The following is a 12,392-nucleotide window of genomic DNA, read 5'->3' as shown; positions in this document are numbered from 1 at the left end:
TCACCCCAATATTGTTACATCGCTAAAATGCTGGTATAACAGCTCCATTGTATTTTTCTTCAATAAACTTCTTTATATCGTCACTTTGCAATGCTTCTACTAATTTTTTTATTTTTTCTTTATCTTTATCACCCTTTCTTACTGCAATTATATTTGCATAAGGTGAATCAGATCCCTCTTTTATAATAGTTTTACTTGTATCAATATCAGATTGTAATGCAACATTTGTGTTGATTATAGCTGCTGTTACATCTTGTAGTGATCTTGGAATTTGATATCCATCTAATTCTTTAAATACTAGATGTTTAGGATTTTCTTCGATGTCGTTTACTGTAGCTGTTTTATTACTTGCTGTAGACTTTAATTTTATTACATTATATTTTTCTAAAAGTAAGAAAGCTCTATATTCATTTGATGCATCTTCAGGAACAACGATAGTATCTCCATCTTTTAATTCATCTAAAGATTTTATTTTATCTGAATATAATCCAATTGGCTCTACATGAATATTTCCTGCTACTTCAAAATCAAATCCTTTTTCATCTGCCACAGAATCCAAATATTGTTTGTGTTGAAAATAGTTGGCATCTATTTCTCCATCTTTTAATGCCGGATTTAATTGACTAGAATCATCAAATACTTTTATTTCTAGATCAATTCCCTCTTCCTTTAACTTAGGTTTTACTTGTTCTAGTATTTCCGAATGCGGTGTTAATACCGCACCAATAACTATTTTATTTTCATCATCATTTTCCTTCTTACCACAAGCAGTAAGAGAAATTGATAGTATTGCTATTAATACTGTAGCTAATATTTTCTTTTTCATAATCTCCCCCCCCTATTTATAGGTATCCAATATAGCAGTATAGATATCTTCTGTTAAAGTTAATCCTCCACTATATCCAACATAGTGCTTGTTCATAACTAACCTATGTTGTACTGGCAAGGCAATATTTAGCCCAAAGCCATCAAGTTCATTAATTAAATCTCTATCCCAGCTACTTCCTAAAATAATAGGTTTATTGTTACCTATATCTTTTCTTATTTCTTCACTAATTTTTCCACCATCAACTTCAAAATTTACTTCTGCTGACTTATATGGTGATATATTTTTAAACTCATTTCTTATTAATTCTTGATATTTTTCTGGTGTATCATCAGTAATATATTGAACCCCTGGTGAAATACCTAATTCATTAATCAAAAACTTACTTATACCAAGGCTATATGCTGCTTCATTTATATTGTAGAAACTACTAGCCAAGTCATAACGGAATTCTACAAAGAAGTCTGCTGCTCTATCTATATAGTAATAGTAGCGTTCTTCTTCTTTTCTTATAAATTTTTCAACTATTTCTTCATCAATACCAGCAAATTTACCTACTTCTCTTAAGAATTTAGTAGTTTCTTTTCCTCCTACTGGTAACGTAGGATAATGCAAAAATGGTATTCCATATTTCTTTTCTAAATGTTTAGCTGTATCTATACCTACCCATGGATGAAGTACTAAATTAAACTGTGCATTAGGTATGCTCTTCCATTCACTTAATCCCTCTGAATCTGGTCCAAAAAATATATTTACCTTAAGTCCTATACCTTCTAAAAGCTTCTTAATTTCACCTAAATCTCCTGTCCAGAATGGATCTTGATATGGAACTACAGACCATAAGTTTACAAGACCTTTTTCTACATTAGGCTTAACATCTCCAACATATTGATCCACAATAGCTTTAATTACTATCTCATGACCTTTTAAATTTGTTCCCTTAAATCCACCAGTCTCAGCATACACTATTGGTTTACCTTCATATTGATATTCGCTAACTACTTGTCCAATATCATCACCAACTATATCAGCTGTGCATCCTGTTAATACTACAAACAAATCAGCATTTAAAACTTGAAATGCTCCATCTATAACTTCTTTTAATCTTTTCTCCCCTCCAAATACTACTTCTCTCTCAGTAGTATTTGTGCAAGGTATAGTACTTCCACCACCATACCCTATACCTTGATATCCTGAATCTGTACTTAATCCACGGAAAAGTTTCACACCACATCCAGGGCCTGAATGTAGTATTGGTATTGATTTCTTTATTGCAACTACTGTTTGTTGTGCTCCTAAAGTACAAAAATGTCTAGGTTGTTCTACCGCTTTTACCATCTTACTTTCCCCCTATAAATTTATTTGCTGGCTGACTAAGCCACCAATCTGAATATGGTGATAATGAATGAGAAGCAATGTTCTCAGAAAATTCTTTTGTATTTAATATTTGAAGAATTTTTTCTCCATAATTTATTATTCCTTGATAACCTAATCCAAATTGTTCATCACCAACTAACAATGTTGGAATTCCAAGCTTTATTCCCCATACTGAAACTCCACCATGTCTAGCAATTAACAAATCTGGCTTTATTCTATTTAAATTATTTACTAATTCAAACGCTTGCTTATTGCAGACGTGAAAATTAGGTACATCTCCATAAGTATTTACTACGTGATTTAAACTTTCAGTGCTTCCATTACAGCATTTATTTCTGGCACCACCATCACAATCATATTTAGGATCATGATGAAATATCCCGGCTCCAGTAACTTCTAATCCAAGCTCCTTTAAAAGAGCAATTATACTATGACCATGCGCTGCCCCTGCTGTTACATAAGCTCTTTTTCCCTTAAGCTTCTCTCTTAATTCTTTAAGCTTAGGTGCAATTTTTTCTTTTTCTTTTGCTATTAATTCTTCTACTTCTTTTTCTTTTCCAGTTATTTTTCCAAGTTCCCTAAACCAATTGTCTGTTCCTTTTAGACCATATGGTACTGGCGCCTTTACTTCTTTAACTCCGTATTCTTGCTCTAATCCTGCTGCTAAATAAGTTCCAAGAGTTGGACAGATTTGTACTGTTGCTGTTGCCTCAGATATTTTTTCTAATTGCTCTATTGTTGAAAATGGGACTATATAATTAGGTCGTAAATTAAGTCTCTTAAATAGGTCGGTAAATATATCGCTTCCCCAGAAGTTTATTACATTTATTAGGTCGTCCTGTTTCTTAACAGGTGGTTTTACAACTTTTCTTAAAATTCCATGAAATGTTGCGTCAAATCCTGTGGTCCATAATTTAGATCTAAATCCTTCACAAGAAATATATGCAACAGGAATACCTAGTTTCTCCTCAGCTTCATTTGTTATTGATTCTATATCATCTCCTATAATTCCTGATGCACAAGAAGCTGTTACAAATATAGCCTTTGGATTATATCTTTCATATGCTAACTCAATAGTTTTCCTTAACTTTTCTCCTCCACCATAAATAGTGTCTTTCTCTTCTAAATTTGTACTAATAGCTCTACAATTTTTTATCTCTAAATTTCTAAACCCTCTATTTACCCTATTAGTAAAATTAAAATCTGCAAAATCCCCAGCACATCCAAGTGGTGCATGATTTATAGTAACTGTATCTTGAATCATTATGCTCTGACATATAGCGTTACCTGAACTACAACCTAAACATTGACTAAAACTACGCTTCTTATCACATAATCTACCACTATTAGACTTATCACAAAGTTCTCTAGCAGTACCTGCAAATCCACTTATAGAATTCAACCTCTCTTCTCTTTTTTGAACCTCTGGATGCTCTAAATTAATTCTCATTTATCTCCCTCCATATATCATATTTTCTCTAAAGCTTCACTATAATCCTCAATAATATCATTGATATCCTCAACTCCTACAGAAACTCTTAGAAGGTCTGGTAACACTCCACTTTTGATTTTTTCCTCACTTGATAATTGTGCATGAGTGGTACTCCATGGATGAATTATATATGAACGTACATCCCCTAAATTTACTACTAAAGATGTTACTTTTAAATTTTCTATTAACTTACCAGCTACAGCTTCTCCCCCTTTTAATCCAAAAGTCAAAATTCCACTTCCACCACCTCTTAAATATTTCTTTGCTCTATTATACTGAGAACTTGATTCTAAATAAGGGTAGTTAACCCATGATACCTTAGGATGACTTTCTAAATATTTCGCTAACTTTAAAGCATTTTCACTATGTCTTTGTACTCTTAAATGCAATGTTTCCAATCCTCTATTAGTTAAAAATGCGTTTACCGGTGCCGGAATAGCTCCAAAATCTCTAATCAACGTTGAATGTATTTTAGTTGCATAAGCTGATTTCCCAAAATTTTTTACAAAACTTATTCCATGATAACTTGGATCTTCTTCTACAAATTCAGGAAATTTGCCATTATCCCAATTGAAATTACCTCCATCTACAATAATTCCCCCTAATGCATCAGCATGGCCATTAGCATATTTAGTAGTAGAATGGACTACAACATTAGCTCCGTAATCAATAGGATTCACTAAATAAGGTGTCGCTATTGTATTATCCACTATAAATGGTATATCTAATTCCTTAGCCACAGCTGCAAACTTCTCAAAGTCTAATACATTCAAACCCGGATTCCCAATAGTCTCTCCATAAATTGCTTTTGTATTAGATTTTGCTACCTTTAAAATTTCTTCTTTACTTGCTTCGGGATCTACAAAAGTTGTCTCTATTCCTAACTTAGGTAAATTTATCTTTAATAAATTATAAGTTCCTCCATATACTGCCGATGAAGCTATAATATGATCTCCAGCCTTAGCTAAAGCTAATATTGAATAAACTACAGCTGCTTGTCCACATGCGGTGGCTACCGCTGCAACACCTTTTTCAAGCTCTGCAAACTTTTCTTCTAATGCCGTAACCGTTGGATTTCCTGTCCTTCCATACAGATATCCATCTGCCTCTAAATTAAATACCTTTGCAACAAACTCTGGATCATCTTGTTCATAAGTAGCACTTTGTACAATAGGCACTACTTTTGGTTCTCCACCCTTTGGATTATATCCACCCTTTATTGCTATTGTCCCGATTCTATAATTTTCACCCATATCATTACACCTTTCCTTCTATTCTTTAACCATGTGAAAAAGTCTCTTCAACTTGAATATCATATAAAAGTTTTGAAATATCTACCCCTTTACCTGGTATACCACAAGCATCAGCTCTACAATGTTTACAATGTTTAAATACCTTAAGATATTTTTCTGCATCACTTCGTGCTTTTTCAATTTCTTCACAAGTAGGTCTTCTATGGTCCGAAAATTCATTTTGTGGTATTAACGGTATTATATTTATAATACTTGCACCTTTCTCTGCTGTGGTCTTAGCTATCTCCTCAATTTCTCCATCATTTAAGCCAGGTATTAATACAGTATTTATTTTAACTACTACTCCCAATTCTGAAATCTTCTTTATTCCACGCAATTGAGCATCTATTAGTATTCTTGCTGCCTCTTCTCCTATTATCTTTTTACCATCGACATTTATATAAGAAATTATATCTTTTTGTGTTTTAGGATTTACCGAATTCACAGTAACTGTTAATGTCTTTACACCAGCCTTTGCTATAGCTTCAGCTTTATTATATAGTTCTAATCCATTGGTACTTAAACAACTTATTAATTCTGGAAACTCCTTACCTATTGCAGCAAAAGTATTTATTGCATCATCTGTTGCTAAAGTATCTCCTGGACCTGCTATTCCTACAACTGATATTTCAGGACAAAGTTCCAATGCCTTTCTCACAATTTCTACACTTTCCTCTGGTTTTAATATCTTCCTTGTTACCCCCGGTCTCTCTTCAAACTTATTAAAACCTCTTTTACAAAACTTACATTGAATATTACATAATGGACTTACAGGAAGGTGTATTCTCCCCTTATTAAAATGAGCTTTCTTGCTAAAGCATGGATGTCTTAATTCTAACTCTTGAAATTTGTCCATAATTCTACCCCCCTATTCCTATAGAATTACTTGGTTTTAAAATAATAATAGCTATATTACCTTCTATTTTAATTTTTGTAATATTACGACTTCATACTTTATAAATCACTAAAAAACAACTTAATTTTTGCTATTTTTAAGAGCTCTTGATAACTCATCAATCAAGTCATTTTTATCTTCAATTCCTACTGATAATCTCAAAAGTCTATCGTTAATTCCTAAAGCTTCTCTTGCTTCTTCTGGAAGTGCTGCATGGGTCATTGTAGCTGGATGACATAATAATGACTCTACACCTCCTAAACTTTCCCCGAAAGTTATTAATTCTAGAGAATCTATAAACTTTTTAAAATCATAGTTTTCCTTTAAAGCAAATGAAATTACAGCTCCCGCTCCTCTTGCCTGCTTTTTATTTATTTCATAACCTGGGTGTTCTTTTATGCCTGGATAGTATATTTTTTCTATAGCATCTTGCTCTTGTAAAAACTCAACTATAGCTCTAGCATTTTCAAGATGTCTGTCTAATCTAACTGAAAGAGTCTTTATTCCTCTTATTAATAGATATGAATCGAATGGTGGTAATACTCCCCCTGTAGAATTTTGAATAAAATGAAGTCTTTTACCTAACTCCTCACTATTTACAACTACTAATCCTGCTACAGTATCTGAATGTCCTCCTAAATATTTGGTAGCAGAATGAACTACGATATCTACTCCAAAATCTAATGGATTTTGTAAATATGGAGTCATAAAAGTATTGTCTACTATTGTTAATAAACCAGCTTTCTTTGCTTTTTCTGAAACTTTTTCTAAATCTGTTATAGTTAATAATGGATTTGTAGGAGTTTCAATAATCACAGCTTTTACAGATTCGTCTACATTATCAAAATTATAATTATTAAAATCTTCTACAATTTCATAAGTAAGATTAAAATTACTAAATATTTTATCTATTACTCTGAAAGTTCCTCCATATAAATTATCATTGATAAGAATCTTATCTCCACTTTTAAATAAATTTAATACTGCTGTTATTGCTGCCATTCCTGACGCAAAAGCAAAACCTCTAATCCCCTTTTCTAAATCTGCTATAAGCTTTTCTACTGCTTCTCTTGTCGGATTTCCTGTTCTTGAATATTCATAACCTAAATTCTCTCCAAATCTCGGTTGCTTATAAGTCGATGTTAAATATACAGGTACATTTACTGATCCAGTAGTTTTATCTCCATCTACTCCCCCGTGAATTAACTTTGAATTTAATTTCATATTTACACCTCATTCCTATCGTTTTACTTGGTTTTATTGCAAAATAAAATTATTTTAATATTTACACCTTTTAAGACAACAATTCATTTTTATCATAATACCGCTCCTTTTAATTCTTGTTTTCCTATAGGATTTAGTATATTCTTCCTTTTCATTTTAGTCAACTATTTTTTGTTATTTTTTATAATATTTTTACATTCATTATTTTTCAACATATGCATTATCATTATTTTAAAATAATGTTATTACGAACCCCTACCTTATATTTTTCATATTATAAACAGTAAGGTAACAATTTTAAGGAGATTTTTATGGGTTCAGGAAGACTTCAAGTCCAACTCTACATCGGAAGAGAAGCTAGACCAGTGACTACTGCTACTGTTACGATAAAAAAAATAGCTAATGGCATAACTATTGCTGAATCAGATTTTAACGTAGACATTGATGGTAAAACATCTTATATAAAGTTAGAAACAAAAGATAAAGATTTATCTCTAAAACCTACTAAAGACTTAGTCCCTTATGAAACATATGATATTCATGTTAGAAGTACTGGATTTAAAGATATTATAGTTCATGGAGTAGAAATTTTTGATGGCATAACTACCCTTCAAAAAATAGCAATGATACCAAGTGCAAAAGGAGTAGACAATTTTGAAGTAATAGATATACCTAAAAATGCATTACTCTTAGATATACCTAATAGACAAGTAGGACCACCTCCTACTAGCACTTATGTATTAAAAGAACCATATATTCCTCAATATATTACTGTACACTTAGGTTCACCTAATTCTTATGCCGAAGATGTAACTGTTCCATTCATAGATTATATTAAGAACGTTGCTTCTAGTGAAATTTATCCAACTTGGCCTACTGAAGCATTAATATCAAATATTAATTGCCAAGTTTCTTTTGCATTAAATAGAATCTATACCGAATGGTATCGAAATAAAGGGTATAGTTTTCAAATTACTAATTCTACAGCTTATGATCAATATTTCGTAAAAAATAGAGATATTTTTGATAATATAAGTAAAATAGTTGACGCTCTTTTCAATGTCTATATAGGAAGAATAGGTTTTGAAGAGCCTTTATTTGCTAAGTATTGTAATGGATCAACAGTAACTTGCAAAGGCCTCTCTCAATGGGGAACAGTAGATTTAGCAAATCAAAATTATTCTGCACTAGAAATTCTTCGACATTACTATGGAAATGATATTGAGTTAAGACGAACTAGTACTGTAGAAGGCAGCCTAGAATCTTATCCTGGAGAATTATTACAACTTGGTAAAGAAGGTGCCGATGTTGAAACTATCCAAATACAACTAAATAGAATTAGCGATAATTATCCTGCTATACCAAAAATCTATCCCGTTAATGGTGTATTTGACGAAAACACAGAAAAATCTGTGAAAGCATTTCAAAAAATATTCAATCTCACTGCTGATGGAATAATCGGTAGAGCAACTTGGTATAAAATTTCTTCTATCTATGTTGCTGTAAAGAGCTTAGCAGAATTAGAATCTGAAGGTGAACAACTTCCTTCTACTATCACTTATCCTGGAATATTAAAAAGAGGTTCCACTGGTGAAACTGTAAAACAACTTCAATACTTTTTAAGTACTATTTCTGCTTATTATGAAGATATTTCTCCAGTAAAAATTGACGGCATATTTGGAATTGATACAGAAAATGTAGTAAAAGATTTTCAAGATGCCTTTGATCTTCAAGTCGATGGTATTGTAGGTAAAAAAACTTGGGATAAAATATATAATACTTTTAAAAGTATAGAAAGTAACTTAGAAGAAGGCATAGTAAAACCACCAGAATATCCTGGATATGTATTAAAAGAAGGTAGTAAAGGATATGATGTAAGGAGGATTCAATCTTATCTTTCCTCAATCTCTTATAAATATAATGTAATTCCAGATATATCTGCAGATGGATACTTTGGTCCAAAGACTAAGGCTGCCGTAATTGCTTTTCAAAAATATTTTGGATTATATCCAGATGGAATAGTGGGACCTGCTACCTGGAATATGATTTTTGAGGTTTACTCCAAATTAGATTCTACAAATAATGTTAATACTCCAAAACTATACTATGAATATCCTAATATAGAATTTAAAATAGGTGATTCAGGAAATTGGATTAAAGTATTACAAGAAGTTTTGAATATAATTCATAAAGATAATTCAAAAATTAAACCTTTAATACTTGATGGTGAATTTGGTGAAAAGACTCGTGAAAATTTAGTAGTTTTTCAATTAGAAGATAATCTCGATGCTAATGGAGTAGTCAATAAAAATACTTGGGATGATATGATGGAAGAATATAAAAATGTTTACTTTGGTAAATATGTTGTTGACGATGATAATAGAGATATAAATTCTGATGCCTCTAACACAAGACCTACTTTAATCGGTGCTGATATAGAAGTGCAACATGCTCATTCTTGTCCTGCTTGCATTCAAACTCCTGCAAATACTACACCTAACACTTATATTTATACTTCTAATCCACCTATACAAGAGAGTAAAGCATCTAATGAGTATAATGTAGTATGTCCAAAGTGTCCAGAATGTCCACCTTGCCCTCAATGTCCGCCTTGTCCACCTTGCCCTGAGCATCACCACCATAAAGAAAAAGATATTACTGAAAAGAAATATAAGAAATGTAAAGATTGGAAGAAAAAAAAGAAGAAGAAAAAGAAAAAACATCATCATCATTGCCATAATTGCGGAAATTGCTATTACTGCTAATATGTATATAACAATGACAAATTATTTATATGTATGATTTTATAAAAATACAATGGGACTGTAGCAAAATAAATTTTGTGCTTCAGTCCTATTTTTAATACTTTATTTTATATAATTCCGTATAAATATTAATTTAATCACAAAACACAGATTAGAAGACACAGGGCACAATTAAGGTATACTAGTGAATAGATAAGAGCAAATGTTCAATAGTTATTGAAGAAATTCTGCAGGAATTTCAACCATCACTGTGCACTGAAAAAGGCTCTCGCCTACAAATTTTCATTTGCTACTACGACAGCCCCTTAATATATAAATCTATTATACTTAACTGTTGTTATCTAAGTTATAAATTTTCACTTAATAAAATATCATATAATCTATATAATTCTAAAATATAAAATTATATACTGTTTTGGTACAAAAGCATACTACAAAAGCTATTACCGTAGGCAATATAAAAGATATTATAGTCCACTTTTTGCTTCCTGTTTCTTTTTTTATAGTAAACAACGTAGTAGCACAAGGCCAATGGAGTAAACTAAATAACATAGTATTTAACGCTGTGAGCATAGTCCAGTTATTATTCACTAAAATTGTTCTAAGAGAATCTAAACTTGAGAAATCATTCATAGATCCTGTAGCTAGATATCCCATTAATAATATAGGCAAAACAATTTCGTTAGCTGGCAAACCTACTATAAAAGCCATTAATATAAATCCATCTAATCCTATAAACTCTCCAATAGGTTGTAGAAAATTAGCAATATGAGCCATTATACTAGCATCGCCAATATAAATATTGGCTAAAATCCAAGTTATAGCACCTGCTGGCGCTGCTACAGCAATTGCTCTTCCTAAGACAAACAATGTTCTATCTAAAATTGAACTATATAAAATTCTTCCTATCTTAGGTACCCTATATGGAGGTAACTCTAAAGTAAAACTTGATGGTATTCCTTTCAACAAAGTCTTTGATAAAATATAGGATACTAACAATGTTATTCCTATACCTATGACTATAATTATTGCTATTGCTAAAGCTTGTATAATGGAATTAGTGAAAACATTAGCAGTCGTTGCAAAAAATATAGTTGCTATTGCTATAAGTGTTGGAAATCTTCCATTACAGGGTACAAAGTTATTAGTTAGTATCGCTATCATTCTTTCTCTTGGTGACTCAATTATTCTACACCCAACTACTCCCGCTGCATTACAACCGAATCCCATACACATTGAAAGACATTGCTTTCCGTGAGCGCATGCCTTTTTAAACAAATGATCCATATTAAAAGCTACTCTAGGCAAATATCCTAAATCTTCTAATAACGTAAATAACGGAAAAAATATAGCCATAGGCGGTAACATCACAGATACTACCCATGCCAATGTTCTATACATTCCAAGAACTAATACTCCATGTAACCAATCTGGTGCTCCTAAATAGTTAAATAAATCTGTTAGCTTATCTTGTAAACCAAATAGTAAATCTGATAATATCTTTGAAGGATAGTTAGCTCCTTGTATAGTTATCCAAAAGATAACTCCTAATAACAATAACATTAATGGTATTCCCCATCTTTTTGATGTTACAATATCATCAATTTTTTTATCTCTATTAATTTTTTTCATATCTTCTTTTACATACTTCTCTTTTATTTCATTTGCCTTATCATAGTTTATTTTAGAAACTTTCTCTCTAAGCTTAACTTTATCTATTTTATAATCTAATTTACCTTGTATCTCTTTTGCAACATTACTATTGAACTTTTCCCCTAATTCATCCATTTTATCAAAGATATTAACTTGGCTATCCAAAAGCCTTAACGATATCCACCTCTTATTTATTGACCCATACTCTTCTAATAACTTTGATGTTTCCAATACCATATTTTCTATATCATCATCATAAATAACATTATTAGGCTTAGTATTTATTTTATTAAAGGCTACTTTTTCTATAATATCTTTTAACTCATCCATTCCTTCACCTTGCCGTGCCGCAGTTAATACTAAAGGAATACCTAATTCATTCTCTATTCCCTCTTTATCTATAATAATATTTTTCTTTTTAGCTTCATCTATAAGATTTACGCAAGTAATAACTTTATCTGTTAATTCCATAACTTGAAATACCAGATTCAAATTTCTCTCTAAACACGTGGCATCAGTTACAACTATTACTGCATCATAATCTCCATAACAAATAAAATCTCTTGCTACCTCTTCATCTATAGATGATGAAAGTAATGAATATGTCCCTGGTAAATCTACCAGAACATATTCATTACCTTTATATTTAAATTCTCCTCTTGCATTAACCACCGTTTTTCCTGGCCAATTTCCCGTATGTTGATGAAGCCCAGTTAAATAATTAAAAACTGTACTTTTCCCTGTGTTTGGATTTCCCGCCAGTGCAATAACATACTGATTTGACTTTCTTTCGATATTAAATATATCCTTCATAGCTGTACTTTTAGTTGATTGAGCTGTTAACCCCAACAGTATCACTCCTAAGATA

Annotated in this window: 8 protein-coding genes; 1 reads left to right on the top strand and 7 read right to left on the bottom strand. The window is 31.5% G+C overall.

The features are described from left to right. Positions 1-22: 22 nt before the first annotated feature. The 6 genes from CM240_RS01490 to CM240_RS01465 all read right to left on the bottom strand — a co-directional run bounded on the left by CM240_RS01490 (position 23) and on the right by CM240_RS01465 (position 7,106). Positions 23-826: a MetQ/NlpA family ABC transporter substrate-binding protein gene (locus tag CM240_RS01490; protein WP_044035921.1), complete on the bottom strand. Its 804-nt coding sequence runs from the start codon at positions 824-826 to the stop codon at positions 23-25. A 12-nt stretch (positions 827-838) separates the two neighbouring features. Next, the gene (locus tag CM240_RS01485) at positions 839-2,164 is read right to left on the bottom strand and encodes a nitrogenase component 1 (RefSeq protein ID WP_044035920.1); all 1,326 of its coding nucleotides are present in this window, start codon (positions 2,162-2,164) and stop codon (positions 839-841) included. A 1-nt stretch (position 2,165) separates the two neighbouring features. Continuing rightward, positions 2,166-3,653, bottom strand: a complete 1,488-nt coding sequence (locus CM240_RS01480) for a nitrogenase component 1 (protein ID WP_044035919.1) — start codon at positions 3,651-3,653, stop codon at positions 2,166-2,168. A 17-nt stretch (positions 3,654-3,670) separates the two neighbouring features. Next, positions 3,671-4,948, bottom strand: coding sequence for an O-acetylhomoserine aminocarboxypropyltransferase/cysteine synthase family protein (locus CM240_RS01475; protein ID WP_044035918.1), 1,278 nt, complete (start codon positions 4,946-4,948; stop codon positions 3,671-3,673). 25 nt (positions 4,949-4,973) lie between these two features. Beyond that, positions 4,974-5,843, bottom strand: a complete 870-nt coding sequence (locus CM240_RS01470; RefSeq protein WP_044035917.1) for a radical SAM protein — start codon at positions 5,841-5,843, stop codon at positions 4,974-4,976. Between the two features lie 120 nt (positions 5,844-5,963). Beyond that, positions 5,964-7,106, bottom strand: coding sequence for a trans-sulfuration enzyme family protein (locus CM240_RS01465; protein ID WP_044035916.1), 1,143 nt, complete (start codon positions 7,104-7,106; stop codon positions 5,964-5,966). A gap of 311 nt (positions 7,107-7,417) precedes the next feature. Between CM240_RS01465 and CM240_RS01460 the strand changes: the two genes are divergently transcribed. Then, complete coding sequence (locus CM240_RS01460; RefSeq protein ID WP_084485339.1) at positions 7,418-9,871, top strand: peptidoglycan-binding protein; 2,454 nt, start codon at positions 7,418-7,420, stop codon at positions 9,869-9,871. Between the two features lie 390 nt (positions 9,872-10,261). Here the strand turns inward: CM240_RS01460 and feoB are convergent, their stop codons facing one another. Then, on the bottom strand, positions 10,262-12,373 hold the full coding sequence (gene feoB / locus CM240_RS01455; RefSeq protein ID WP_044035915.1) for a ferrous iron transport protein B: 2,112 nt from the start codon (positions 12,371-12,373) through the stop codon (positions 10,262-10,264). Positions 12,374-12,392 lie beyond the last annotated feature (19 nt).

Origin of the sequence: Clostridium bornimense, assembly GCF_000577895.1 — a bacterium.
Taxonomy (GTDB): Bacteria; Bacillota; Clostridia; order Clostridiales; family Clostridiaceae; genus Clostridium_AN; species Clostridium_AN bornimense.
The sequence above is the reverse complement of the archived record's forward strand: the minus strand, read 5'-3'. Positions and strand labels throughout refer to the sequence as shown.

What these genes read in the sequence shown, in the direction of transcription:
- CM240_RS01490 (WP_044035921.1), bottom strand. Translation starts at nt 826, where the DNA reads ATGAAAAAGAAAATATTAGCTACAGTATTAATAGCAATACTATCAATT.
- CM240_RS01485 (WP_044035920.1), bottom strand. Translation starts at nt 2,164, where the DNA reads ATGGTAAAAGCGGTAGAACAACCTAGACATTTTTGTACTTTAGGAGCA.
- CM240_RS01480 (WP_044035919.1), bottom strand. Translation starts at nt 3,653, where the DNA reads ATGAGAATTAATTTAGAGCATCCAGAGGTTCAAAAAAGAGAAGAGAGG.
- CM240_RS01475 (WP_044035918.1), bottom strand. Translation starts at nt 4,948, where the DNA reads ATGGGTGAAAATTATAGAATCGGGACAATAGCAATAAAGGGTGGATAT.
- CM240_RS01470 (WP_044035917.1), bottom strand. Translation starts at nt 5,843, where the DNA reads ATGGACAAATTTCAAGAGTTAGAATTAAGACATCCATGCTTTAGCAAG.
- CM240_RS01465 (WP_044035916.1), bottom strand. Translation starts at nt 7,106, where the DNA reads ATGAAATTAAATTCAAAGTTAATTCACGGGGGAGTAGATGGAGATAAA.
- CM240_RS01460 (WP_084485339.1), top strand. Translation starts at nt 7,418, where the DNA reads ATGGGTTCAGGAAGACTTCAAGTCCAACTCTACATCGGAAGAGAAGCT.